A 25,039-nucleotide genomic window follows, 5' to 3' on the forward strand; every position below is an offset into this window, starting at 1 on the left:
AAACGCGCCAATGCCGCTACTTCACGTTCACGATCACGCTGCCGTGCAGCTTGCCGCCGATAAACGCCATCAGCCGCCACATGCCCGGCTCCGGCAGCTGCATCATCGAGGGAAACGCCGCATCCGCGCCGTTAAGCGCGGAGCCGACCTTGTCGGCGGCAAACACGTCTTCGAGCCGAAGCGAGCCTTGACGAACCGCCTTAATCTCGAGCTTGCCTTCCAGCTCTTCCGGCTTGCCCCAGAAGTGCCACATATACTTGTTCGCTTTTCCCGCCTTAAAGCCGACAGCGTCGATAAAACCGAGCCGATGTTTCACGCCCCGCATGTCGTATGCGCCGCTCTTGAACGTCGGGCTGACTTCCCACGGGGAATCGGGGACATCGAAGACGACGTCGGCATAATGTTCCCCGTCCAAATAAACGTCGAACGTCCATTCGCCCGCGAGCGGCAGCGCGAAACGGGTCGCGATCCGGGTCATCTCGACGACAGTCGAGCCGGAAGGCGACGATTTTTGATACGCCATCCCGACGGCGGACACTTTCGTCTCGGCAAGCTCCTCCAGCTTGTATCCGGTTTCGCGATGCACCCCCTCGATTCGAATCGTGCGGTCTTTCAGCCGGTCCAAAGGCGTATGCAAGTTCCACCAGCATCCGGCAGGAGTTCCCGCGGCGTATTCGCCGCCCGGAAACGCCTCTACTACTATGACGTTGTTGACCGTGTAAAGGTTTCGTGTATTCCTTTCATTGCCAATCTCTTTTTGAATCCGGGCGCTTCCGCCGCCGTCAGGCGCCGGCCACGGCTTGCTCCAGGCAAGACCCGCGACGAGCACGACGCCCGCGGCGGATGCGACGGCAGCCGTACGAACCGGCTTTCTCCGGGTCCTTCCGCCGTCTCCGTACAACCGCCCGATTACGTTTCGCCGCGCCTGCTCGCCGAACGCGCCGGCCGGATACGGCGGCCGCTTCAACGCCTCGTACCAGTGCGGCTTCGACTCCCGATCGCCGCCGCGTCCTCCCCCGTCTTCTCCCGTCCCCGCCATGCCGTGCCGATTCGCATTCGTCACCCGCCGTCCTCCTCCTTCAGCATCTTTTCGACTTTCGCTCTCGCCCGGTGCAGCCGGGATTTGACCGTCCCTTCGGAGATGCCGAGCAAATCGGCGATTTCCCGGTACGACAGCTCGTAGTGCGCATCCAGCACGATCGCTTCGCGGTATTTGCCCGGCAGCGCCAGCACGGCGGCCCATACGTCGCGCTCGGCTTGCCGGTCCAGCGCCGCAAGCTCGGCGGAACGATGGGCGCCGGCCGCTTTCGGGGCGAACAAGCCGACCGGCGTCACTTTGCGCACGAACGCGGAGCGCATATAATTAAGCGCCGTACGGCGCGTAATGCGGAGCAGCCACGTTTTCACGGAGCATTCGCCCCGAAACGACGACAAGCCGCGGTACGCCTTCCAGAATACGTCCTGAGCGATATCGTCGGCCGCGTCCGGACGTCCGGTCATGCAGCGCGCGTAATTCCAGACGTCGTCCCCGAACGTGCGCATCAAATCGGTCAGCAGCGCTTCCGGGTCGCCGCTTTGCGCGATATGGCGCAAATAATGATCGCTCACCGCATTCACCTCGAATTGGCTTCTATCCAAATAGACACCGCATGACGGCCGAAAGTTCCCGCCTCCCGCCAAAACGCGTATCCTTCTTCTAAATCGCATCGCACGTTCATACAGTAGGAAAATGAAAACGATTCGCATTGGGGGATTCGGCCATGGCAGTAAGGCCTCCGATCTTGCGGCGGGGCGACACGGTCGGCATCGTGACGCTCGGCAGCCCGCTGTCCCGGCAAACGATCGACGCCGGCGTGGAAACGTTGCAAAACCTCGGATTCAAAGTCGTCATGGGACGATACGTCTACGGAGCCGCCGGTTTCCTGGCCGCCTCGGACCGGCAGCGCGCGGAGGATTTGATGGACATGTACCGCAATCCCGCCGTTCGGCTCATCCTGCCGACGCGCGGCGGGGTCGGCGTCGCCGGCATTTTGCCGTACCTGGACTTCCCGTTCATCGCCCGCAACCCGAAAATCGTCTCCGGCTACAGCGACATTACGGCGCTCCTGAACGCCTTGTACCAATTTGCCGACGTGATCGCCTTTCAAAGCCTGATGCTGCTCAACTTCAATACCGGTACGCCGGCTTACAACTACGATCAATTTTTCACGGCCACATCGACCCTCGCCTCGCCCAGAACGATCCAAAATCCGCCCGGCGTCCCCCTTGTCAGCCTCGTCCCCGGCAACGTCACCGCTCCGCTCGTCGGCGGCAACCTGACCTCCTTTACGGACCTGATCGGCACGCCGTTCGATATTCCGACGAGAGGGCGGATCGTCGTGCTGGAAGAAACGCACGAACCGATCAACCGCATTTACCGGATGATTAACCGAATGAAGCTGGCCGGCAAATTCGACGAATGCCTCGGCATCGTCATGGGCGAATGCACCGAATGCGAGGCCGCCTACGGCGTGACGTACCGCGAGTTGATCCGCGACGTCCTCGTTCCGCTCGGGAAGCCTCTGATGACCGGACTCGCCACGGCGCACGGCTTTTACAAAGCCGCCGTTCCGATCGGCGCGAGAGTCAATTTGAACACGAACGAGAATACGCTGACCGTTCTCGAGCCGACCGTTTCGCTTGCGTAACCGGGCTCGCGCCGGCATTTACCAATACTTACTACTAAAAATGGAGGGCGCAATCCTTTAAGATGGAAAAGAATCCATTTCCAAAGGAGTGAGCCTCTATTGAACAAAGCAGTCACCTTGCTTGCCGGCGCTTTGCTGGGATTTACGCTCATCGGCAATACCGCCAACGCGGGCGCCTATACGGTCAACAACGGCGACACGCTGTGGAAAATCGCGGCCGCGAACGGCATCGACTTCAATGAGCTGCGAAGCCTCAACCCCTCGATAGGCGATTGGATTTACCCGGGCCAAACGATTCGGCTTCCGGACTTGAAAGCGTATACGGTGCAGCAAGGCGATACGTTCTGGAAAATCGCCCTGAAGCTCGGCGTTACGACCCGTTCCTTAATCGATGCGAACCCGCAAATCGGCAATCCCGACATATTGAATCCGGGCGACCGGCTGAACGTTCCCGCCAAGTCGTTATCGACAGCTTCGACGACGGCAGCGGCGGCGGCAGACGGCCAGTTTCCGCTGAAAGCGAATACTTATAAACCTTATACGAACAATTTTGCGGAGGGGCGCACTTGGTCGCCGGACGGTCAAGAGATCCGGCCGCATGAAGGCGTCGATATTTTCGCGGACAAAGGCACTCCCGTATACAGCGCCAAAGCCGGAAAAATCGTTCGGATGGGCTGGAACGAATACGGGGGCTGGCGGCTGACGGTGCAGGTCGACGATGCGACCGCCTTCTACTATGCCCACCTTTCCGGCTATGCGGACGGGCTTGCGCTCGGCGGGACCGTGGCGCAGGGGCAGCTGATCGGCTATGTCGGCAATACCGGGTACGGCCCGGAAGGGACGGAAGGATTGTTCGACCCGCATCTGCATTTCGGCATTTATCGGACAAGCCCGGTCTGGAAAGCGATCGATCCGTATTCGTTCTTGACTTCGGTGGAGAAGCGGTAACGTTCGGGGCCATTGTAACATTCCTAATATAAAAAAGAGGCGGCGCCATGGCGCGAGCCTCTTTTTTATGCCTTTTGCGGCGAGCCGGTTTTACGCTTCGGGCGTGAACGTGCGTTTGGCCAATTCGGCGTCAAGCATATAGAACGCATTGCTGTCGTTGTCGATGCGGCGCAGCTTTTGAATGATGCCGTCGAACGTCGCTTCTTCTTCGACCTGCTCGTCGATAAACCATTTCAAGAAATTGATCGTCGCATGCTCCCGTTCGTTCCAGGCCATGTCGGACAAGTCGTAAATGCGTCTCGTCACCGTCTGCTCGTGCTCGTACGCCTGCTCGAAGGCGTCGAGCAGCGAGCCGTATTCGTTGGAAGGATCCTTCATGCCGCTGACGATGGCCCGTTTGCCGAGCGTATTAATGAAATGGAAAATTTTCATCGCGTGAAACTTCTCTTCCTCGGCCTGCACGATGAAAAAGTTGGCGAAGCCGTCGAAGCTTTCCGCCGAGCAGTAGGCGGCCATCGCCAAGTACACTTGGGACGAATAAAATTCGTAATTCATTTGATCGTTCAGCTTGTCCAGCAATGCTCCGCTTAGCATAATTCGGGCACGTCTCCTTTATGGTCGATTTCCTAATCCATTATAGCTGTAAAAAACGTCCAAAAACAAACCCCGAATCGTGTCGACGATTGGCGCATTCCCCAAAAATGTTCTTGACGGGGCGGCCCGATATTTCTATAATAAAACCTATTAAAAAAGTAGGAATACTTCCTATTCAGGGGGATGAACGAACGATGCTTCAATCCATCAAAACGAAACGCGCCCGGTTGCTCGCGTTAACGGCCGTAGCGGCGATGATGATCGTATCGGCGGCGTGCGCCGGCGGAAGCGGCGCGAAGCAGGGAGCCCCGGCGGACGCATCGAAGCAGGCCGAGACGAAAAAAGAAGCTAAGGCGCTGACCGTCGGATATTTGAACGTCATGGACGATGCGCAGGCGATACTCGCGTACGACGCGAAGCTGTACGAGAAGCACGGGCTTAACGTAAAAATGCAGCCGTTCGAAAGCGGCACCGACCTGATCAAGGCGATGGTCGGGGGCCAAGTCGACGCCGGCGTGCTCGGTTTTACGAACGCGGTCACGTGGGCGGCCAAAGGCGCCGGCCTCAAAGTCGTCGGCGGCGCGCAGCTCGGCTTCCACAGCCTGCTCGTCAAAAACGACAGCGGCATTAAGACGGTCGAAGACTTGAAGGGCAAAAAGCTTGCATCCCAGAAGCAGGGCAGCACGGCCGACATCGTCCTGAACGGCGTGACGCTGGCGCAGGCGAAGCTGACGAACAAAGACGTGCAGATGGTATACGCCGAACCGGCGCAAGCGATCCAGTCGCTGGCCGGCGGCGCGGTCGACGCCGCCTTCGTCTTCGAGCCGTACGCGCGGATGGCCCAGCTGACGTCCCCGGTTACGCAAATTTACGAAATCGGCAAAGTATGGCCGTTCCCGTGCATGGTCGTCATTACGACCGACGATATGCTGAAAAAGGACCGCGATGCGGTGAACCGGATGCTCGACGCCCAGAAAGAAGCGATCGATATGCTGCAAAAAGATCCGCAAAAGGCGGCCGACTACATTACGCCGCGCTTTATCCAGGGCGAATCGTTCAAAACGCAAAGCGGCGAAGTGAAAGCGACGTCGGTCATTAAGGACTCGATCGCCTCGCAGACGTTCAACTGGGAAATTACCCCGGATCAAATCAAGCGGATGCAGGAAATCGCCGACATTATGATTGCCCAAAAAGCGCTGGACAAACCGGTCAAGGTCGAAGACATTTTGGATTTGTCCTGGCAACAGCAGCAGCAAGCGAAAAAATAAAGCTACGACAGTAAGGAGATCGCCCGGTGAATTCGACGACCGATAAACCGAACCGATCCGCGAAACCGAAAGGCGCCGCCGTGCGCAAGACGCTGCCTTATCTCGCTGCGATAGGCAGCCTTCTTGCCTTATGGCAAGGGTATTCGTGGTATCTCAATAAACCGTTCCTGCTTCCCGGCGTGCCCGAGGTGATCGAGCGGCTGATCCACAGCTTCGCCGACCCCGAATTTATGGGCGGAGTCAAGGACAGCCTGCTCCGGCTCGCCCTCGGATATCCGATCGCCTGCGCGCTCGGAGCCGTGCTCGGCCTGCTGGGAGGCGCGTCCCGAAGCTTCGCCGTTTATTTGCGCAGTCTCATTTCGATTTTGCAGTCGATTCCGCCGATTACGTGGGTACCCTTCTTCGTGATCCTGCTTCAATACGGCAATTCGACGATCATTACCGTCATCATCATCGCCAGCTTCTTCCCGATGGCGCTGTCCGTGCTGAACGCCACCGAAGGCGTCAACAAGACGCATCTGGAGCTGGCGCGCGTATTCGGCGCCACGAAACGCCAGCAAATCACGAAAGTGTTCGCGCCGGAATCGTTCCCGTCGTTCATTACCGGCGCGCAGGTCGCCTTCGGCAACGCCTGGCGGTCGCTGATCGCCGCGGAGATGGTCGGCGGCGCGACGTCCGGCCTCGGCTATTATTCGAGCTGGCGCGGCGAAGTCGCCGACATGGCCGGCGTGCTGCTCAGCATCGTGGTCATCGGCACGATCGCTTCCGTGCTCGACCATCTTGTCCTGGAACGACTGAAACGGTGGCTGCTGAGGTACCGGTACGTGATGGGAGGCGATCGATAATGCAGCAAATCCGCATCGAGCAAGTGACGAAACGGTTCGGGCAGCTCGAGGTGCTGTCCGGCATCGATTTTACGATCGAGAAGGGCGAATTCGCCGCCATCGTCGGCCCTTCCGGCTGCGGCAAAAGCACGGTGCTTCGCATGATCGCTGGCCTGGACAAGCCTTCGGAAGGCCGCGTGCTGGCCGGCGGCAAGCCGACCGACAAGCCGTCGCCGGAGCGCGTCCTTATTTTCCAGGAGCATGCCCTCTACCCGTGGCGCACCGTCGAAGACAACGTCGGCTTCGGCCTCGAGCTGGCCAAAGTGCCGCCCAAGGAGCGCCGCGAGCGGATTGACGAAGTGCTGGAGAAGGTCGGCCTGAGCGGGTTTCAGAAGTATTACCCGGCCCAGCTGTCCGGCGGGATGAAGCAGCGCGCCTCGATCGCCCGGGCGCTCGTCATGAATCCCGAGGTGCTGCTGCTCGACGAGCCGTACGGCGCGCTCGACGCGATCACCCGGCTGACGATGCAGAACGAGCTGATCAAGCTGTGGCGCGGCTCCGGCAAAACGGTGCTGCTCATTACCCACGATATCGACGAAGCGGTCTACCTCGCCGATACGATCTACGTCATGAGCCCGCGCCCGGGACGCATCCTTACGAAGGTGAACGCGGACATGCCGCGGCCACGCAACCGGAACAGCGCCGAATTCATCAAGCTGCGCGAGCAAATTATGGACCATCTCGACATCGGCACGTACAGCATTTAAATCGCCCCTCAAAGCGACGAAGGCCTCCGATGCTTGTTTGCGGAGACCCCGAGCTCATCCTGCAAGGCCTGAAGCCCGCGCCTCCCCGACCGGAGGCGCGGGTCTTTTTTTCGCGTCTAAATGTTGCGGTACTGCTTCGGCGTCATTCCGGTCCGCTTTTTGAATACGCTGCAAAAATAGTTGAAGTTGGGCCAGCCGGATTTTTCGCCGATTTCCTGGACGGAGCTCGTCGTCGTTTTCAGCAAAATGCACGCCTGCTTCAGCCGGCGGTCGGTCAAAAATTCGGTTATCGTTTTGCCCGTCGCCTTGCGGAACAGGCCGGAAACGTGGTTCGGCGACAAATGGACGGCCTGCGCCAGCGCCTCGAGCTGAAATTCCTCGTCGAAATGGTCGTTGATCCAGCTCATGATGCGAACGACCGCCGGAACGTCGCGCGGCTTCGGCGTATCCGTCGGGCTTTCCCTTTTCCATAGCGGGTACAAATAGTGAAACAGCGACACGAGGAACAGGGCGTGCCCCTCCATCCGGTTGCGGAACGGATGCCGCCGCAGGCGGTCGTAATTTTCGCTCAGGAACGTTTCCAGCTCGCGGTTCGGGAAATGCTGGACCGGCGCATTCGCGGCATCGCCGCATAAATAATCGTGAAATTCGCGAAGGGACGGAAACGCTTTCAAGTATTCCGAGAAATAGGCCGGATCGTACTTGATCAAGGAGCGGACGTACGGCTGCGAGGGGCTGACTTGCATTTGCAGGTAATGGGGCTGGTACGGCTTTACGAACAGCAGCGTTCCGGGCTTTACGTCATGGATCGACTGTTCGATGATTACGCTCCCGGTGCCGGAATGAACGTAAATCATTTCGATGCCGGGATGAAAATGAAACAGCGGCTTGAACCGTTTGTTGGCGTTGCAAATGTCGAGCGATATCGGGTCGCGATCCAGATCCAGGTAAGGACAATGTTCGAAGATCAACATAGATTCCTCCTGCGGATACAATCGTAATTTACTGACATTTTATCATAAGGAAGCTTAACTTTCCTACAGCCGTTTTGTGATACGCTCGGAGTGCGCGGGTCGCTTTCGATCGCGATGGGAGCGCTTTCGCGCCGCGAACAAACAAACTCCAGAAACGGGAGGCATACCAGATGGGATACCGAAGGGGATCGGCAAAGGGCCGGGGGCTCGGAAAGGTTGGCGGCAAGCCGGTCGCGATCGCGCTGCTGGCGGCTGTCGTATCGGCCTGCTCGGGCGGCGGCGGCGGTGGCGGCGGAAGTACGCCGGACGGCGGCGGCAAGGCGGCCGAAAAGAAGGAGCCGGTCGAGCTGACGTTTTATTCCGAGTCGGGCGACTTCGATACCGAAGGCTTCATGAACATGTTCGGCAACAAAATCAAGGAGAAATTCCCGCACGTGACGCCCAGATTCATTCCGCGGGTGACGGGCACCTCGATGGAGAAGCTGATTACGTCCGGGGAAACGCTCGATATCGTCTACCTGTCCAGCGGGCAGACGAACTTTTTGACGGACGTGCAGCTGCAGTACGACATTTCCGAGCTGATCAAAACGAATAAATACGATTTGTCGCGGCTCGAGCCCACGACGATCGACATTCAAAAAATGCTCGCCGGCGGCGGCATTTACGGCTTGCCCGTCTTCAACAATACGATCACGATGTTTTACAACAAAGACTTGTTCGACAAATTCGGCGTCGCCTATCCGAAGGACGGCATGACGTGGGACGCCGTCTACGATCTGGCCCGGCAGCTGGCGCGCACCGACGGCTCGGTGAAATATCAAGGGTTCACGCTGTCGATGTCGCACAATATGCTCGTCAACCAGCTGTCGATCCCGTATACCGACAAGCAGAACAAAGTGACGTTTGCGTCGGACGAGTTCAAAAAGCTGTTCGACATGTGGACGAAGTTTTACCATTTGCCCGGCAACGAAGTGGACAGCAAAACGGTCAGCTACACGGTGCAGGTGAACAAGTTCGACCAGGAAAAGACGATCGCCATTTATTTGGGCCTCGCCGCGCTCGGTCCGGCCAGATTCAAGGACAATTTCAACTGGGACGTCGTTTCGTTCCCCGAGTGGAAAGACAAGCCGGGCATCGGCCCGCAGCCGTACCCGACCTACTTCTACATTACGAAAATGAGCAAAAAGAAAGAGGCCGCGTTCGAAGTGATCTCGTACTTGACCTCGGACGAGTTTCAACGCCATCTCGCCCGCAACGGGCTGTTCCCGGCGCTGAAAAACCGCGACGCGATGAAGGAATTCGGCCAGGACATTCCGTACCTGAAAACGAAAAACGCGGCCGGCTTCCTGCCGAAAACGTTCGCGCCTCCGGCCGCTCCTTCCCCGTTCGTGTCGATCGGGGCCAAACATTTGACGACCGCCTTCAACAGCGTGCTGCTGAAGCAGAAAGATATCAACACGGCGCTCCGCGAGGCGGAGGAAGCCGCGAACAAAGAAATTCAGACGAAGCTGTCCGGCAATTAGGCGGCGCCGCCGATGTCGGGATAGAAGCCGTTCGTACCGGGGGACCTCGCAGCGGCTCCTCCGTAAACCAACAAAGCTCGCCGGGACGCTCCCTTCGCGGGATGGCTGCCGGCGAGCTTTATTTGGGAAACCAGAACGCTCTCCCCCGCTTGTACGTATTGACGCGGGACAACGTCGCCCGGGGCGACTCGGGCTCTTCCTTCCCGCTACGGGCGGGTTCGCCCGGCTCTTCCTTCCGCTCCGCGGTCCGTTCGGCCGAAGCCAGCGCCGCGGCGGACTGCCGTACGGACAGTTGATCCTCCAAATGGGCGATGCGCTTGCCCATTTCCGCCAGTGCGGCTTCGAGCTGCGCGACCCGCTTCTCCAGCTCGTTCCGGCCGTTTCGGTCCGGAGCCGTTTCGCCGGCTTCCTTGTCCTCTTCGGCGCGTCCCGGCGAAAGCAGCAGACTGAGCTCTTCCTTTGTCAGCCAATCGGAGTGCATCCCCGCGTCCCCCTTGTGGAAACGAATCGAATCGGATCGTGTTTGCTAAGAGATCGCCTATCGCGGCTTGTCGTATCTTTAGTTTTATCCCGTTTCCAGTAAAAGTCAATACCCGCCCCTTCCTTTTTTTCCCTTCGGCTCTTTTCGCCCCGGGCGCTGCGACGAATCCGGTTTTGCTGCGTATGGATAGTAGCAAGAAAGCGATGATATAGGAAGAAGGAGGAGACGGCATGATGCGTTACGAAGACTCCGTCCGCGCGGAGCTTGCCGACTGGGAGCGCCGGCTGCTGAAGCCGCCCGGCTTTCTGGAGCGAACGAGCAAATCGGTGCAAACGAAAATCAACGAGAAAATACCGGCCAAAGTGCATAACGCGATAACGTCCGCCGTCAAGGGCATTTTTCATACGGTGCTGTTCACCCTCGATTTCGTGCCGAACGGGCTTCCGCAAGCCGGGCTTACGCTGAAGGAGCGGGACGAAAAGGCGGCGGCGCTCGTCAATACGTACAAAAAAATCGCCGCCGCGGAAGGGGCCGGCACCGGCGCAGGGGGAATCGTGCTCGGGCTCGTCGACTTCCCGGCGTTGATCGCCATCAAGATGAAATGCTTGTTCGAGCTCGCCCACCTGTACGGCTACTCGACGCACGATTACCGCGAACGGCTCTTTTTGCTGTACGTATTCCAGCTCGCCTTCTCCGGCCGGGACCATCGGGCTGGCGTTTACCGGATCGTCCGCGATTACGACGCCTTCGCCGGGCAATATCCGGCCGGGGAGCATGCGCTTCAGTCGATCGACTGGGAGAAGCTGCAGCAGGAATACCGGGACTCGATCGATTTCCGCAAAATGCTGCAGCTCGTGCCCGGCATCGGCGCCATCGTCGGAGCTTGGGCGAATTACGGCTTGCTCGAAGAGCTCGGCGAGGCGGCCGTCAACTCGTTCCGTTTGCGCCTGCTGAAGGCGTAAGCCGTTCCGGCCGGCCGGTCGGCCCGCCGGTGAAGGCGGGCTTTTTCCCCTACCCATCCGCGCCGATTTCCGCTATGCTGGTATAGACGCTTGACGGCAGACGCATCACGATACCGGGAGTGAATTGTTTCACCCGGCAACTACACGGCAGAGAGGACCTGAACATCTTGGCGAAACTGTATTTCCGGTACGGGGCGATGAACAGCGGCAAATCGATCGAAGTGCTGCGGACGGCGCATAACTATGAAGAGCAGGGGAAGCGGGCGCTGCTGTTTACGCCGGCGATCGACGACCGGTTCGGAGTAGGCGCCGTTACGTCCCGCATCGGCATCAAAAAAGAGGCGGTCGTGATTACCGCCAAGCTCGACATGTTCAAGCTGGCGGAACGGGAGCGGCCGGATTGCATCTTGGTCGACGAAGCCCAGTTTTTGACGGAGGGGCAAGTGAAGGCGCTGTGCGACATCGTCGACGAATTGGACATTCCGGTTATCGCGTACGGTCTCCGGGCGGACTTTCAAGGAAAATTGTTCGAGGGCAGCTATCATCTGATGGCGCTCGCCGATAAAATCGAAGAAGTGAAGACGGTGTGCTGGCGCTGCCGGCGCAAGGCGACGATGAATATGCGGTGCAAGGACGGCGTCCCCGTCTTCGAGGGCGAGCAAATTATGATCGGCGGCAACGAAAGCTATTTGCCGGTATGCCGCAAATGCTACGGACGGGCCCGCAAGGAAGCGACGAAAAGCCACTCCTGAAGGAGCGGCTTTTTGTTGCTCTATCGTCGCCTGCCGGCATCGGTACGATCGAACGGAAAAGCCCCGTACGGTCAAGCGCCCGATACGCGCGGCATCGGCATCGATTCTTTGCCCAGCTCCGCCCACATGAACCGGAGCAGCAGCTCGGACTTCAGCGCCGCGCAATCCGGCTCGTCCCACAAGTTCCGGATTTCGCCGGGGTCTTCCTTCAGATCGAACAGCTCGCCGTACGTCCGGTTGTAATACACCGTTATTTTGTATCGTTCGTCGACGTACGTTTTTTGATGGATGGTCGTCGGCTCGTGGCGGAACTCGCAGATCGCATGGTCGCGGACGAACGGACGCAACCCCCGCCAAACGTCGCTTTGATCGACGCCGGTCATCGCCGGAGGAATCGGCAGTCCGGCGAGCGACAAAAAGGTCGGCGCCAGGTCGACGAGCGATTGAATCGCAGGCGACACGCGCCCGGCCGGGACGTGCCCGGGATACCGGATGAGAAACGGAAGCTTGATCAAATCCTCGTAATGGAATCCGCCTTTATGCTGCAGCCCGTGCTGCCCGAAAAAATGCCCGTGGTCCGTCGTGAACACGACGACCGTATCGTCCGCCAGACCGAGCTCGTCGAGCTTGTCGAGAATGAGGCCGATATAGCGGTCCATGCAGCTGATCATGCCGTAATACGTCGCCACCAGCTTTTTGCGCTCGGTATCGGACAAGTCGACGTGGGAATGGTAGCCGTGGATCCCTTTGCCCGTTTCGTTCCACGCGGAGAAGTCCGGCTTCTTCTGCTGCGTCAGGCCGAAATGCGGCGGATTGCGGTCGTGCTCGCCCGGCGTCGCTTGCGGAATCGTCAGCCTCTCCGGATCGTACATCGTAGCCCACGGCTCCGGCACGAGATACGGCGGATGCGGATCGAAGAAGCTCGACCATAGGAAAAACGGCTCGCCGTTCTCCTTGTACTGCGTCAGCAGCGCGTTGGTCCGCTCGGCAATCCATGCATTGTAATGGTACTTCTCCGGAATCGGCCATTGATGCCGAACGGCCCGGTCCATCGTACCGGTCGGCGGAGCGAAAAAATCGCGCCAATTCGCGCAGCCGTTCTCCTCCATCCAAATGGCGTAATGCTGCCCGACGTGCGCTTCGTTCGTATGATTGCGCGCCAGCTCCACGCGCTCGAAGCCGTAAAACGGCCCGTTGAATTTCCGCCAATAATCCAAGTCCTGCAAAATCGGGTACGATTCGAGCGACGAATATCGATCCGTTTCGCGCAGCGGCTGAAAATGGGCTTTGCCGATCAAGGCGGTCCGGTAGCCGGCGCCCGCGAAATCTTCGCCTACCGTATGCCGGTCCTCCAGCAGCTTCGTGCCGAGCGTCCATGCCCCGTGCTGGCTCGGGTACATGCCGGTAACGATCGACGCCCGAGTCGGCGTGCAGGTCGGGTTCGGGCAGTACGCCCGCGTAAACGCCGTTCCTTCCCTCGCGAGCCGGTCCAGGTTCGGCGTGCGGATTTCGCCGTTAAACGCGCCGATCGTGTTCCAATGCTGCTGATCGCTCGTTATGAGCAAAATATTCGGTCTTTTCATCGCAAAAACGGCCTCCTCTTCGATTCGTGCCCCGTCCTTTATTTTTGGGACAGCATGACATGGATCTTCTGTTCCGCTTCCCTCAACACGGTATTGGCGTCCTTGCTTCAACCGGACATCCCCCTTTGAAGGCTCGCTTACTCACAGCGCGTTCGCCGTTGTACCCTAATCATAGGCAAACGCGCCGATGTCGGTAAATATCGATCCGTTCGGTCCTGGCTTGTCAATTTGTCGGGTATACGGTACATTTGGGAAAACGCATACACGAATAGGGGGCGGAACGTTTGCAGGAGATCGCGCACGAATTCGTGACGAACCGTTTTTATTCGCCGTCGGACATCACCAACGCGGGAAGCTTGAGGCTCGTTCGCTCGGGGGTTAACGCAGCGAAACCGAATTATCATATCGGGCCGAAAAGCTTGGACTATTATAGTTTGCATTTTGTTGTGGACGGGATGGTTCACTTTACGTTCAACGGCAACCGCGTCTTGCTTTCGAAAGGGGATTTGTTCTGCATGTTTCCGGATTCGTCCGTATACGAATACCGGATCCGTCCGTCCGATCGAACGCTGCGCATGTACTGGCTCGCCTTCGACGGCCCGCAGGCGCCGATATTGCTCGATTGGCTCGACATCGAGTCTTCGCAGCCGTACCGGGTCGGGCTCGTCGACGGCAAGACGGAACGGCTGCTGCAGCGGCTGATCGACGAAACGGGCGCCGGACCCGCGGCGGAGCTGGCCCAGCTCGGCGCGGCGTACAGCCTGTTCGCGGAGCTGCAGGACAAGCACAATCGGACGAAGGCGCCCGAATCGGACTGGGTCGACGACTGCATCCGCTACATGCAGCTGCATTACGCCGAGGATATTAACGTGAAGCAGATCGCCCGTTATTTCGGCTTAAACCGCTCCTATGCGTCGACCGCGCTGACGAAACGGCTCGGGCAATCGCCGGGACGATACATCCAATCGCTGCGGCTGCAAAAAGCGGCCCGGCTGCTGCGCGAAACGTCGCTGTCCGTCACGGAAATCGCCTTGTCCGTCGGCTATCCGGATCTGTACAGCTTCAGCCGCGCGTTTGCCAAAGCGTATCGCCTCTCCCCGAGCCGCTTCCGCGCGGGTGCGGCGCAGCTGCCGCAAGAAACGGGAAAAGGCGCCCCGCCCGCATAAGCTGCGAACGCGACGCCTGCCGCGATGATTTGATGTTCAGCCGAACAGCCGTTCCGCCGCGGCTTGCTGCAAAGAGGGCGCGCGATCGTACAGCAGCAGCGCCGGCACGTCCGGCACGTGCTCCGCATCGTACGGCGAGCCGAAATGGATCAGCACGACGTCATCCGGATGCTCCGCGGCGTACCGGTTCAACGTCCGCAGCACGTCCGCCTCCATCCGCTTGTTATGCGTCAGCGCCACGAGAAGCGGCCCCTCCGGCGTTCCGCCTTCCAGCAGCGCCTTCGCCTCCGCGTACGTCTCCAGCTTCCGCTCCTCCCGGACGGTCCCGCTTTCGCGCGCGAGCTCGGCGAACCGCTCCACCTGCCTGTCCCATACGAGCGTCCAGCGCCGCTCGCGCCCCGCCCGAACCGCCGCGTCGAATCCGTTCGCGGCAAGCGCCGCCCGGCGCGCGATCGCAAGGGCGATCTCCTCCGACTCCGGCTTGCACAGCTCGCCGGGCTCGAACGGAGCCGGCTTGAACGTTTCCGGAAGCAGTCCGTATTTCGCCTTCATCCGCAAAATGCGCTCCACGGACTCGTCGATCCGCGCGGCGGACAAGCGGCCGTCGCGAACGGCCGCCAAAACGGCCGCCACCATCGGCCCCGCCTCGCTGACGGTGCGGGCGTGCGCCAGCAAAATGTCCGCGCCGGCCCGCAAAGCGAGCACGCAAGCTTCGGCTTGCGTAAACTTCGCGGTGACTCCTTTCATCGACAGACCGTCGGTCACGATCAGTCCCCGGAAGCCGAGCTCCTCGCGCAGCAGCCCCGTCGTCATCTTGTACGACAGCGACGCCGGCAGCCCCGACTCGTCGAGCGCCGGCACGGCGATATGCCCGACCATGACGGCGTCGACGCCGGCTTCGATCGCCCGGCGGAACGGAACGAGCTCGAAGCGGTCGAGCCGGTTCCGGTCGAACGGCAGCACCGGCAAGTCGAAATGCGAGTCGACCTGCGTATCGCCGTGTCCGGGAAAATGTTTCGCCGTCGCGATCATGCCGTGCTCCTGGTATCCCCGGATGACCGCGCAGCCCATCGCGGCGACTTCGTCCCGGTTTTCGCCGAACGAGTGGGTGCCGATAACCGGATTGAGCGGATTGTTGTTAATGTCCACCACCGGGCTGTAGTTGAAATTGACGCCCATCGCCAGCGACTCCTCGGCCGTCACGCGGCCGGATTCGTACGCGAGCTCGACGTCCCCGGCCGCGCCGATCGCCTTGTTTTTCGGAAAATGGACGGCTCCCCCGCTCTTCAGCTTGCACCCCGCCCCCGCCACGAAATCGGCCGAGACGAACAGCGGAATGCCGCTCCCTTCGGCGAGCGAAGCTTGCTGCATCGCCGTCGTCAGCTCGCGCACCTGCTGCGGACGATCGAGGCTGCCCATGTCGAGAAACATCCCGCCGGCCTTGTAATCCGCGATCATCCGTCTCGCGAAATCGGAAAAGACATGTCCCGTGTTGTAAAACGTAAACAGCTGCCCGACGCGCTCCTCCAGCGTCATTCGTTCCAGTCGTTTCTTTATGTCGTTCACGATCGTTCACTCCGATGTCGAATTAGTGGAATCCGCTCGATGCCGCGCCTGCGCGCATTCGCATCGTTCATGCCGTTAACCGTTTAGACGGCAAATATGTTACGTGCGCCCGGACGGTCATAAGCGGGCGCCGAACAGCTGCTCGAGCCGCTCGCTCGCTTCCGCTTCGTCTTCAAGCCGCGACCAGTAGCTTTTCAGCTCCTCGCGGACCGCCTCCAGCACGCCCGCTCCGAGGTTCAAATCGTCGTACAGCCGGCAGCGCGGCCATACGTCCGCCAGCATCGCCTCGGCGGAAGGCCGATTGCCGCGCAGCCCTTCGCGCAGCGTCAAAGCGCGGGGATGAACCGGCAGGCTGACCGTCTCGCGCCGAACGACGCTTTGCGCCGGCTCGCCGCACAAATAGCGGACGAGCTCGCGCGACGCTTCCGGATGCGGCCCGTCCCGATTGACCGCCAGGCCGGTGACGAGCAGCAGCGTATCGGACGTGCGCAGCGACGGCAGCGCGGCGACGCCGTACCGGATGCCGGAGCCGAGCAGCCGGTTCATCCCGAAGTACGTCGTCATGATCATCGACGCCCGGCCTTCCGCAAACCAGCGCTCGATATCGGCGTCGTTCTCCGCGAGCAGCGGCTGCGCCCGGCGCTGCTGGTGAATCAGGTCGCGCGCGACGCCGAGGCTCTCCCATAAAGCCGGATCCTCCGAAACGCGCTGCTCGCCCTCGGGCCGGAAACGGAAGCCGTTTTGCAGCAAAAACACCGGCCACCGGTTGAGCGACTGAATATGCGCGGCGAATCCCCATACGTCGAGGCCGCGGGCGAGCGCGCGGGCGTTTTTGAGCAGCGTGTACCACGTCCATCCGGCGTTCGGCTCTTCCAGAGCGCAGGCCTCGAAATGGTCCCGGTTGTAGCAAAGCACGACCGGCGAGCATACAAACGGCGCGGCGGCCATTCGCCCGTCGCGGTCCAGAAAAGGTTTGCGCACGACCGGATGGACCGTCTCGCCCGCAGGCGCATCGTCCATCAGCGTCATCCGCGGATCGCGGGCTTTCAGCTTCAGCGCGTCCCATGCGCTGACCGTAAAGACGTCGGCGACGCCGTGCTCCGCGTAATCGTGCGGGAACGAAGACGGCAGCAGCTTCACGCGAACGCCCGGATGCTCCCGTTCGAAGCCGGCGATGAGCGCGGGCAGCGCCGCTTCGTCTTCCATCTTCGGGTAATGGACGAGCCGAAGCGTAATCCCGCCGTCCTCCTTCGACGCCGCAGGCCCGCCCCGTCGTGCCGCCGTATCGCGCAGCCGGACGCTTCCTCCGGCGCCGGACGCCGCCTCATCCTCCGTTCCGTCCGCTCCCGTTCCTCCGGTCACCCGGTTGCCGACGCGACGTATTTTGCGGATCGCGCCTTCGGCCACCAGCTCGTCCAGCGCTCGCCGAACCGACTCTTTGCTGAGCCGGTACGTTTTCGCGAGCTCCACCTCGGACGGCAAATAGTCGCCGGGCGCGAGCCGTCCCTCCTCGATATCGCGGCGCAGCGCATCCAGCATCGCCCGGACGCGCTCGTTCCATTGTTCGCGGGTAGGTCGTGCCATGCTTGGCGTCGCCCCTTTCGGAAATATCACGATACGTATCATACCATACGACAGCCCGGAAATATAGCCTACAATAACTATTGACAGCGCATTCAAACGGATTTAGGCTATAAAAAGCATGAATTAATCGCCTACACACCTCATTTCACTTGATTTTCTAGGCGATAAAATAAACGAAGGAGGAATCGCCTTGAACCGGAAACAAAGATGGCTCTCCGCGTTGTGCGCCGCCATCGCTTTTCCCGCCCTTTCCTTGTCGGCGGCGAACGTTTATGCGGACGAATCGGTCGCCTTCGAACCGCTCGCCGTGGCGAATGCCGGGTTCGAGCAATCCGCCGACTCGCTGCCCGGCTGGACCGTCGCTCCGCCGATGCCCGCCGCCGGGCTGGACGTCCATACGGCTCGCGACTTGGCGTACGAAGGCGCAAACAGTTTGAAAATAACGGATAACAACGCCGGCAAGTCGCTCGACGTCTTCAGCGCGCCGATTCCGGTTACGGAAGGGATGACGTACCGGCTGACCGCGAAGGTGTTCGTCGAAAGCAAAAGCGTCCGCGGCTATTTAAGGTTCAAAAAAAGCGGCTCCGCCGCCGACTTGGCGGGCGGCGCCAATACGCAGCTGATCAGCGTGCAGGCCGGCGGCAACGGCTGGCAGACGATGACGATCGAAGGGATCGCCCCGGCCGGGTCGCAGTATGCCGAGATCTCGTTTTACATGGGCGCGGCCGGCACCGGAACGAGCGCCTACATCGACGACGTCAAACTCGATTGGAAGAAAACCGTCATGACCGAGCCTTTGAACCTGCCTTACGATTCTCCCGTTCTGATCGGCGATGCGGTGCAGTACGCGCTTTCGCAATCGGCCGCTTACGGAGTCGGCCCCGACGGGGCCGTCGAACAATACGTCACTACGGTCGGCTCGCCCGTCTCGTTCCATGTCGTCGACGCCGTCACGGGAGCTTTGAAGTTTTCCCAGCGGATCGACGGCTCCGCCGACACGATCTGGGCGCTCGCCCGCGCCTCCGACGGCAATGTTTATTTCAGCTCGAACGGCGTCCTGTACCGGTACGTGACGGCGGAGAAGCGCATCGAGCCGCTCGGAAGTAACCCTTCGAACAAGCAAGTGTTCGATCTGAAGGCGAGCCGCGACGGCAAGCTGTACGGCGGCACGTATTCCGGCACGAATCTCGGCCGCGTGTTCGAGTACGACATCGCGACCGGACAATTCCGCGACCTCGGCGTCATGAAGAGCGGCCAGCAGTACGCGCGCGGGCTCGGCGTAACGGACGATTACGTCTATGTCGGCATCGGCACGACGGCACACCTGATGCGCTACGACCGCCGCACCGGCGCCGTGGACGAAATCGCGATTCCGGGCGTTTCGGGCACGACGAAGACGATCTCGGAGGTCGACGTATACGGCGGCAAGCTGTTCGCCTACAGCGGCGATACGCTGTACGTCATCGACGAGCGGACGCACGAATTGGTTAACACCATCAAGTTTCAGACGAAAATTTCGCCGCCCTCGCCTTACGCTCCGAACCTGATTTACTATAAGCTCGGCGGCGAGCTGTATACGTACGATACGGCGGGCAACCGGACGGCGAAAGTCGAAGGCGTGCCGGAGCTGCCGGACGACACCGCGGTCAAAAGCCACGCCTGGATTACCCCGACGACCGGAACATTCGCCGGGCGGACGGTGCTGGCGGGCATGGCGGCGTTCGGCGAGTCGTTCCTGTACGATCCGGTATCGAATGCGTACGAGGAGCACGCGGCCGATCTGCCCACGTCGGCCACGCAGGGCAACGCGCTCGAAGCGGCGGGACCTTATTTGTTCATCGGAGGCTATCAGCGCGGCATGAGCGTCTACGATACCGCCAAGGGCGAGTTCGTCTACGCGAACAAACAGTTTCACCAGCCGGAAGGCATCGGCTTTCTCGGCGACGCGGCTTATTTCGGGACGTACAGCGGGGCGCGCCTGTACCGGCTCGACATGTCGAAGCCGCTGGAATACAGCGAATTCGACTGGGCCAACCCCGGCCTTGCTCTCGATATCGGCGACAGCCAGGATCGGCCGTTCGCGCTGACGAGCGGCGACGGCAAGCTGTTCGTCGGGACGTTTCCGACCTACGGCAATTTGGGCGGCGCGCTGACGATCGTCGAGGAAGTTCGCGGCGCGGACGGCACCGTGACGGGGACGACCTACGAAACGTTCCGCGGACTCGTGCCGAATCAAAGCGTCCTCGGTCTCGCCTACCGGAACGGCAAAGTATACGGCGGCACGTCCCGAAACGGAGGCCTCGGCGTCGAGCCGGCGGCCGACGAAGCGAAAATGTTCGTCTTCGATACGGCGTCGAAGCAGACGACGCGCATCTTCACCCCGCAAATTCCGGGAATGCGCGGCAAAGCGAACTTGATCGGCGGCCTGTCGTTCGGGCCGGACGGCTTGCTGTGGGGCGTTATGGACGGGACGGTGGACCAGACCGGCTACGACGCCGCCGTCTTCGCGATGAATCCGGATACGCTCGAAATCGTCAAAAGCAAAATCGTGACGATGTCCCCGTTCAACACGAGCAAATACCGTCCGTACTACTTGCGCTGGGGACAGGACGGGCTGCTGTACACGACGATCGGGCGCAAGCTGTTCGCCATCGACCCGAGCGACTTGCGGACGAAGCAGCTTATTCCGGACACGGTCAATTTGATGGCGCTCGGGAAGGACGACAGCATTTATTACGTGAACGGCTCGAAGCTGTACAAAATTCCGGTGCGGATCGACCATGCCCGGCTGGAGCTGACGCGCGCTTCGCTCGGAACGGGCGATACGGCCGGCGTGACCGCCTCGGTTTATTTGGCGAACGGGCTCGATGCGGAAATGGGCGGCGCTTCCGTCCGCTACTCGTCCAGCCGCCCGGACGTCGCGACGGTCGATAACGGCGTCGTGACCGCCCGGAACCCCGGTACGGCCGAGATTAGCGCCGTCGTAACGCTCGACGGCCGCACGTCGACGACCGCGGCCGTGACGGTAACGGTCGTCGGAGACCGCTTCGCCGGCTTGAAATATCAGCCTGGCGGCATGGCGAAAGGGGAGCTGGACGCTCCTCCGACGGACGGCGTTTTGCGGATCGATGCGGTGACGGCGGACGGTACGGTCGTAGCTTCCGAAACGATCCCGACGTCGGAGCGGGATCGCGTCAAATCGGGCAAAGCGACCTACGGCTTCAAAATGAACGTTCCGCTCGGGACGGCCGACCGAATCCGGCTGTATGCGTACCGGGACGGCAGCTTGTACAGCGCGTCCCCGTGGCTTGCGCGCAAGCACGGGAACGAATATCCGGAATAACGGGCCTCTGATCGTCGTACCGGGAACGTCATCTCCCCCGCAACGAAAACCAAAGCGCCGGAAGGCATATTCGCCTTCGGCGTTTTGGTCTTTTTTGCCTATTCAAATTCGACATTATCCGCTATGATGAGAGGGACGCCCGACGCCGCTGCTCGTTCATACCAACCCGGAGAGGGGAATGCGACTTGACCCTTTTTGCCGAAAGACGGTCCAAAACGATCGTACTGCTCTTATTAACGTTTCTCTTGTCGATAGCCGGTCTGCCCTTAACCGCGCCCGAAGCGTCCGCGGCCTCCTTCCAATGGCTCGGCGCCCCGAAACAGACGGTAGGCGTTACGAAGCCTCCCATCGCGTTTTATTATTCGACCGACATGACCGTTCCCCCGGATTCGTTCGCGATGTACGTCGACGGGGCGAAGGTGGCCGCCGTTTGGGATCCAAGCGAAGAGGCGTTTCTGTACACGCCCTCGGCCGATTTGGCTCCGGGCCCGCATACGGTGCGCATGACGATCCGGTATGCCGGCTACGAGCCCGTCGAGAAAACATGGACGTTTACCGTCGCGAAGGATGCGATCCAGCAGTTTGCCGCACCTAGCGCGGAGCAAACGGACGGGTTGTCCGCCGTAAACGACTACCGAACGCTGTTCGGGCTTCCCCCGGTCGTCCTGAACGACAAGCTGAACGCCGGCGCCTCCGCGCACGCCGCTTATTTGGACCAAAACAAAATCAAGCAAACGAAGGAAAGCAAAGAAAGCAAGGAAAGCCTGCACGACCAAAATCCGGACAAGCCCGGCTTCTTCGGCAAAAGGCCGCTGGAGCGCGCCGCCTATTTCGGGTACTCGTCCGGCGTCGGCGAAGACGCCGCTTATATGAAAGGGACGATCGCGGAATCGGTCGACGCGCTGTTCGACGCGCCGTACCACCGCTCTCCGTTTTTGAATCCGTATTTGAAGGAAGTCGGAATCGGCAAGTCCGGCAACTATACCGTCATCGAGTTCGGCCAGGAGCGGGAAGCGGAGCCGAAGCCGGTCGTTTCGCCCGCGGACGGCGACCGGTACGTGCCCACCTCGTTCGACGGCAACGAAGAACCGGACCCGCTGCGCATTCATGCCGGCAGCGAGTACCCCGCAGGCTACCCGATCATGGCGGAATATTTCGGCTCCGGCATCGATCAAGTGAAGGTGCTCGGCGCCGACTTGACGGACAACGATACGAAAAAAACGGTCGAATTCGCGCTGAATACGCCCGATACCGACAAATCGCTGAACGCCGCCGTCATCTTAATTCCGCGCAAGCCGCTTCGGCCGGATACGAGCTACCACGTCATGCTTTCGCTGCAGCTGACCAAGAAGGACGGCAGCCGCATAACGGAAGTGAAGGAGTGGGATTTCACGACCGAGCCGGCCGACGGGATCGGCAAAAAGCTGCTGCACCAAAGCCCCGCCGACTACAAAAAGAAGTTCGTCTCGTCTTCCCCCGTTCGGCGGACGGCCGCCTTCGGGCTCGACGACCGCCATTATACGGTCGACGGCTTCCGCTTCCCGATGAAGCTGAAGCCCGCCCTCCTGGACGGCTCGTCGTACTTGTACATCCGCGACTTGGCGGCGGCGCTCGGGGCGGGCGTCGAATGGGATGCCGACAAGCGGGCCGCGGTGTATACGAAAGGAAAGCTGAAGGTTACGCTGTATACGATGAAAAACGAGATCGAAGTGAACGGCGAGCCGCGGCAAACCGACAGCCCGGCCAAGCTGATCGGCGAATATACGATGGTGCCGGTCCGGCTGCTGTCCGAGGTGCTGGGGGCGAAGGTATCGTTCAACGAGGCGACGCGCACGGTGACGATTACGTATTGACCCCGCATCCGGTAGGGTATGCCCATTACGCCGGCGCGGAAAAAAGGACTTCGGGACGGAAGCTTCCATCCCGTAGTCCTTTTTCTTCGGCAGTGGCGTCCGAGCCGCCCGGCCCCGCTCCGGCTGCCGGCTCATCCCGCCGCGCTCGCCGCCATCGCCGCAGCCGCTCCCGCCGCCTAGTCGACGAGGAGGACGACTTTGCCGCGGCCGTGCCCCGACTCGACTTCGCGATGGGCGTCCGCCGCTTTTTCGAGCGGGTGGACGCTGCGGACGAAAATGCGCAGCTTCCCCTGCGCATACAGATCGAGAAGCTCCCGCAGGCGGGCCGCGGAACGTTTGCTGCCGATCCAGCGCACCCCGAGCTGCTTGTAGTGCTCGAAGGCGAAAATCGTGCCGACGCGGTCTTTGTCCTTGACCAGCTCCAGCGCAACCCGCAGCCCGTCGACGCTCGCGGCGTCGAGGGCGGCGTCCAGCCCGTTCGGGGCCAGAGCCCTCACCCGGTCCAGCAACCCGTCTCCGTATGCGACCGGAATCGCGCCGAGCGACCGCAAGTAGTCGTGATTCGCTTCGCTCGCGGTGCCGATCACGGTAGCTCCGCGCTCGCGGGCGACCTGTACGGCCACGGTGCCGACCCCGCCGGCCGCCCCGTTGATCAGGACGATATCGCCTTTGCCGACGCGAAGCTCCTCGAGCGCGGTATGGGCGGTTTGCCCGGCGCCGGACAATCCCCCGGCTTGCTCCCACGGCATGCCCGCCGGCTTGGGAACCACTTGGTCGGCCGGGACGACCACGTATTCCGCATAACAGCCGAGTACCCGGAAGCCGACGACCTCCTCGCCGACCGACAGCCCCGTCACCCCTTCGCCGATCCGATCGATCACCCCGGCGAACTCGTTGCCCGCCACCTGCGGGAAGCTTACTTGGACGCCGGCCGGCATCCAGCCCGAGCGCACCGAGCAGTCGACCGGCTGCACGCCGGCGGCTTTGACGCGAACCCGCACCTCGCCGGCCCCGGCTTCGGGCGCCTCGAGCTCGGTCAGACGTAAAACCTCCGGTCCGCCGAATTCGAAAAACGCCGCCGCTTTCATTTTGCCTTTGCCATCGATCACGAACGATCGCCCTCCTCTATCTCCATCTTGCCGGATAAACGATTGTGCTCCTTGCACGTCTTATTCTATAATGAGCAATGAATAAACAAAAATATATATTTGATTATATAATTCATAACTTCAAGTATATAAGGAGGCGGATCGCATGGAGCTGCTGCAGCTGCACTATTTTCGAACGGTCGCCGCCATGGAGCATATGACGAAGGCGGCTCAACAGCTGCGGATCGCGCAGCCGGCGCTCAGCAAGACGATCGCCCGGCTGGAGGAGGACGTGGGCGTGCCGCTGTTCGATCGAAACGGCAGGCACATCCGGCTCAACACGTACGGCAAAGCGTTTCTGCAAAAAGTCGAGGCGGCGCTCGATTTGCTGGAGGAGGGCAAAAAAGAAGCGAACGAGCTCGCCGGGCTGGAGCACGGAAGCATTCATCTGGCGACCTCGACGCTGGAGCTGCTGTCGGAGCCGCTCGGCGCCTTTCTGGAGCGGCGTCCCGACGTCGACTTCCGCATCACGCAAAGCTCCGCGGACGAGATGGCCGCCCTGCTCGCAGCCGGCGACGTCGACCTTTGCTTCACCGTCCTGCCGATCGAGGGACCGGACTATCGTTCCGTCTCCGTGCTGCAAGAAGACGTCTATTTGGCGGTTCCTCCCGGACACCGGCTGGCGGGCCGCCGCAGCGCCCGCTTGTACGAAGTGGCGAACGATCCGTTTATCGGCTACAAGGAAGGACTGCTGTTCCAGCCGATGAACGACTCCTTTTTGCGCGAAGCCGGGTTCGCGCCGAAATTCGTCTGCCGGGTCGACGAGCCTTCTGCGATCGCCCGCCTGGTCCGGGCCGGACTCGGCGTCGCCCTTGTCGGAGGATGCGGCAAAAACGCCGGGGTGCCGCTCAACCTGCTGCGCATCGAGGAGCCCGTCTGCCGGCGCAACTTCCGGCTCGTCTGGAACGGCAAACGGTATTTGTCCAAAGCGGCCGTCCATTTCCGGGACTTTCTGGCCGATTACTTCGCGGCCGCCCAACAAAAAGGCCGGCCCGGGGCGTAATTCCCCGCGGCCG

21 protein-coding genes are annotated in these 25,039 nt (G+C 60.8%); 12 read left to right on the forward strand and 9 right to left on the reverse strand.

Annotation, left to right across the window (positions count from 1 at the left end):
• Window positions 1-16: 16 nt before the first annotated feature.
• Window positions 17-1,063, reverse strand: coding sequence for a DUF4871 domain-containing protein (locus tag PV407_RS12490; protein ID WP_332090258.1), 1,047 nt, complete (start codon window positions 1,061-1,063; stop codon window positions 17-19).
• Entirely contained in the window at window positions 1,060-1,617 is a 558-nt protein-coding gene (locus tag PV407_RS12495) for an RNA polymerase sigma factor (RefSeq protein ID WP_332090259.1), read from the reverse strand. The genes PV407_RS12490 and PV407_RS12495 overlap by 4 nt, the downstream gene beginning before the upstream one ends.
• 143 nt (window positions 1,618-1,760) lie before the next feature.
• Here PV407_RS12495 and PV407_RS12500 point away from each other — a divergent pair, with 143 nt between their 5' ends.
• Complete coding sequence (locus PV407_RS12500) at window positions 1,761-2,687, forward strand: S66 peptidase family protein (protein WP_332090260.1); 927 nt, start codon at window positions 1,761-1,763, stop codon at window positions 2,685-2,687.
• Window positions 2,688-2,786: 99 nt separating this feature from the next.
• Window positions 2,787-3,635 carry a M23 family metallopeptidase gene (locus PV407_RS12505; protein WP_332090261.1) on the forward strand — a complete coding sequence of 283 codons (849 nt, stop codon included), beginning with the start codon at window positions 2,787-2,789 and terminating at the stop codon, window positions 3,633-3,635.
• Window positions 3,636-3,725: 90 nt separating this feature from the next.
• Here the strand turns inward: PV407_RS12505 and PV407_RS12510 are convergent, their stop codons facing one another.
• Window positions 3,726-4,229, reverse strand: a complete 504-nt coding sequence (locus tag PV407_RS12510; protein ID WP_332090262.1) for a ferritin — start codon at window positions 4,227-4,229, stop codon at window positions 3,726-3,728.
• 194 nt (window positions 4,230-4,423) lie between these two features.
• On the opposite strand from PV407_RS12510, the gene PV407_RS12515 reads away from it, so the two are divergent.
• Genes PV407_RS12515 through PV407_RS12525 form a run of 3 tightly spaced genes read left to right on the forward strand, consistent with a single transcriptional unit; the run spans window position 4,424 to window position 7,088 of the window.
• Window positions 4,424-5,497: an ABC transporter substrate-binding protein gene (locus PV407_RS12515; RefSeq protein WP_332090263.1), complete on the forward strand. Its 1,074-nt coding sequence runs from the start codon at window positions 4,424-4,426 to the stop codon at window positions 5,495-5,497.
• Window positions 5,498-5,523: 26 nt separating this feature from the next.
• Entirely contained in the window at window positions 5,524-6,342 is an 819-nt protein-coding gene (locus PV407_RS12520) for an ABC transporter permease (protein WP_332090264.1), read from the forward strand.
• Window positions 6,342-7,088 (forward strand): ABC transporter ATP-binding protein, encoded by a 747-nt coding sequence (locus PV407_RS12525; protein ID WP_332090265.1) that lies wholly within the window; start codon window positions 6,342-6,344, stop codon window positions 7,086-7,088. The genes PV407_RS12520 and PV407_RS12525 overlap by 1 nt, the downstream gene beginning before the upstream one ends.
• Before the next feature lie 116 nt (window positions 7,089-7,204).
• On the opposite strand, the gene PV407_RS12530 is transcribed toward PV407_RS12525, so the two are convergent.
• Window positions 7,205-8,062: an AraC family transcriptional regulator gene (locus tag PV407_RS12530; RefSeq protein WP_332090266.1), complete on the reverse strand. Its 858-nt coding sequence runs from the start codon at window positions 8,060-8,062 to the stop codon at window positions 7,205-7,207.
• Window positions 8,063-8,232: 170 nt separating this feature from the next.
• Between PV407_RS12530 and PV407_RS12535 the strand changes: the two genes are divergently transcribed.
• A complete protein-coding gene (locus PV407_RS12535; protein ID WP_332090267.1) occupies window positions 8,233-9,585 on the forward strand; it encodes an ABC transporter substrate-binding protein in 1,353 nt (450 codons plus the stop codon).
• Window positions 9,586-9,703: 118 nt separating this feature from the next.
• Here the strand turns inward: PV407_RS12535 and PV407_RS12540 are convergent, their stop codons facing one another.
• The gene (locus PV407_RS12540) at window positions 9,704-10,066 is read right to left on the reverse strand and encodes a hypothetical protein (protein WP_332090268.1); all 363 of its coding nucleotides are present in this window, start codon (window positions 10,064-10,066) and stop codon (window positions 9,704-9,706) included.
• 230 nt (window positions 10,067-10,296) lie between these two features.
• Between PV407_RS12540 and PV407_RS12545 the strand changes: the two genes are divergently transcribed.
• Both PV407_RS12545 and PV407_RS12550 read left to right on the forward strand, forming a co-directional pair.
• Window positions 10,297-11,028 carry an EcsC family protein gene (locus tag PV407_RS12545; protein ID WP_332090269.1) on the forward strand — a complete coding sequence of 244 codons (732 nt, stop codon included), beginning with the start codon at window positions 10,297-10,299 and terminating at the stop codon, window positions 11,026-11,028.
• A gap of 167 nt (window positions 11,029-11,195) precedes the next feature.
• Window positions 11,196-11,780: a thymidine kinase gene (locus tag PV407_RS12550; protein ID WP_332090270.1), complete on the forward strand. Its 585-nt coding sequence runs from the start codon at window positions 11,196-11,198 to the stop codon at window positions 11,778-11,780.
• Between the two features lie 71 nt (window positions 11,781-11,851).
• Here PV407_RS12550 and PV407_RS12555 read toward each other — a convergent pair whose 3' ends face one another.
• Window positions 11,852-13,363 carry a sulfatase family protein gene (locus PV407_RS12555; protein ID WP_332090271.1) on the reverse strand — a complete coding sequence of 504 codons (1,512 nt, stop codon included), beginning with the start codon at window positions 13,361-13,363 and terminating at the stop codon, window positions 11,852-11,854.
• 284 nt (window positions 13,364-13,647) lie between these two features.
• Here PV407_RS12555 and PV407_RS12560 point away from each other — a divergent pair, with 284 nt between their 5' ends.
• The gene (locus PV407_RS12560) at window positions 13,648-14,529 is read left to right on the forward strand and encodes a helix-turn-helix domain-containing protein (protein WP_332090272.1); all 882 of its coding nucleotides are present in this window, start codon (window positions 13,648-13,650) and stop codon (window positions 14,527-14,529) included.
• A 36-nt stretch (window positions 14,530-14,565) separates the two neighbouring features.
• On the opposite strand, the gene PV407_RS12565 is transcribed toward PV407_RS12560, so the two are convergent.
• Entirely contained in the window at window positions 14,566-16,095 is a 1,530-nt protein-coding gene (locus PV407_RS12565) for a glycoside hydrolase family 3 protein (protein ID WP_332090273.1), read from the reverse strand.
• A gap of 117 nt (window positions 16,096-16,212) precedes the next feature.
• Window positions 16,213-17,679 carry an extracellular solute-binding protein gene (locus PV407_RS12570; protein ID WP_332090274.1) on the reverse strand — a complete coding sequence of 489 codons (1,467 nt, stop codon included), beginning with the start codon at window positions 17,677-17,679 and terminating at the stop codon, window positions 16,213-16,215.
• 190 nt (window positions 17,680-17,869) lie between these two features.
• Between PV407_RS12570 and PV407_RS12575 the strand changes: the two genes are divergently transcribed.
• Together PV407_RS12575 and PV407_RS12580 are read left to right on the forward strand one after the other, a co-directional pair.
• A complete protein-coding gene (locus tag PV407_RS12575) occupies window positions 17,870-21,022 on the forward strand; it encodes a hypothetical protein (RefSeq protein WP_332090275.1) in 3,153 nt (1,050 codons plus the stop codon).
• A gap of 185 nt (window positions 21,023-21,207) precedes the next feature.
• Window positions 21,208-22,875: a stalk domain-containing protein gene (locus tag PV407_RS12580; RefSeq protein WP_332090276.1), complete on the forward strand. Its 1,668-nt coding sequence runs from the start codon at window positions 21,208-21,210 to the stop codon at window positions 22,873-22,875.
• A 176-nt stretch (window positions 22,876-23,051) separates the two neighbouring features.
• Here PV407_RS12580 and PV407_RS12585 read toward each other — a convergent pair whose 3' ends face one another.
• Complete coding sequence (locus PV407_RS12585) at window positions 23,052-23,963, reverse strand: NADP-dependent oxidoreductase (protein ID WP_332090331.1); 912 nt, start codon at window positions 23,961-23,963, stop codon at window positions 23,052-23,054.
• Between the two features lie 166 nt (window positions 23,964-24,129).
• On the opposite strand from PV407_RS12585, the gene PV407_RS12590 reads away from it, so the two are divergent.
• Complete coding sequence (locus PV407_RS12590) at window positions 24,130-25,026, forward strand: LysR family transcriptional regulator (protein WP_332090277.1); 897 nt, start codon at window positions 24,130-24,132, stop codon at window positions 25,024-25,026.
• Window positions 25,027-25,039 lie beyond the last annotated feature (13 nt).

This window comes from Paenibacillus sp. GYB003 (genome assembly GCF_036577625.1).
In the GTDB taxonomy this organism is placed as follows: domain Bacteria; phylum Bacillota; class Bacilli; order Paenibacillales; family NBRC-103111; genus Paenibacillus_AB.

Excerpts from the sequence above, each read along its gene's own strand:
- PV407_RS12500 (WP_332090260.1), top strand. The coding sequence starts at position 1,761 with ATGGCAGTAAGGCCTCCGATCTTGCGGCGGGGCGACACGGTCGGCATC.
- PV407_RS12510 (WP_332090262.1), bottom strand. The coding sequence starts at position 4,229 with ATGCTAAGCGGAGCATTGCTGGACAAGCTGAACGATCAAATGAATTAC.
- PV407_RS12515 (WP_332090263.1), top strand. The coding sequence starts at position 4,424 with ATGCTTCAATCCATCAAAACGAAACGCGCCCGGTTGCTCGCGTTAACG.
- PV407_RS12525 (WP_332090265.1), top strand. The coding sequence starts at position 6,342 with ATGCAGCAAATCCGCATCGAGCAAGTGACGAAACGGTTCGGGCAGCTC.
- PV407_RS12530 (WP_332090266.1), bottom strand. The coding sequence starts at position 8,062 with ATGTTGATCTTCGAACATTGTCCTTACCTGGATCTGGATCGCGACCCG.
- PV407_RS12535 (WP_332090267.1), top strand. The coding sequence starts at position 8,233 with ATGGGATACCGAAGGGGATCGGCAAAGGGCCGGGGGCTCGGAAAGGTT.
- PV407_RS12540 (WP_332090268.1), bottom strand. The coding sequence starts at position 10,066 with ATGCACTCCGATTGGCTGACAAAGGAAGAGCTCAGTCTGCTGCTTTCG.
- PV407_RS12545 (WP_332090269.1), top strand. The coding sequence starts at position 10,297 with ATGATGCGTTACGAAGACTCCGTCCGCGCGGAGCTTGCCGACTGGGAG.
- PV407_RS12555 (WP_332090271.1), bottom strand. The coding sequence starts at position 13,363 with ATGAAAAGACCGAATATTTTGCTCATAACGAGCGATCAGCAGCATTGG.
- PV407_RS12570 (WP_332090274.1), bottom strand. The coding sequence starts at position 17,679 with ATGGCACGACCTACCCGCGAACAATGGAACGAGCGCGTCCGGGCGATG.
- PV407_RS12585 (WP_332090331.1), bottom strand. The coding sequence starts at position 23,963 with ATGAAAGCGGCGGCGTTTTTCGAATTCGGCGGACCGGAGGTTTTACGT.
- PV407_RS12590 (WP_332090277.1), top strand. The coding sequence starts at position 24,130 with ATGGAGCTGCTGCAGCTGCACTATTTTCGAACGGTCGCCGCCATGGAG.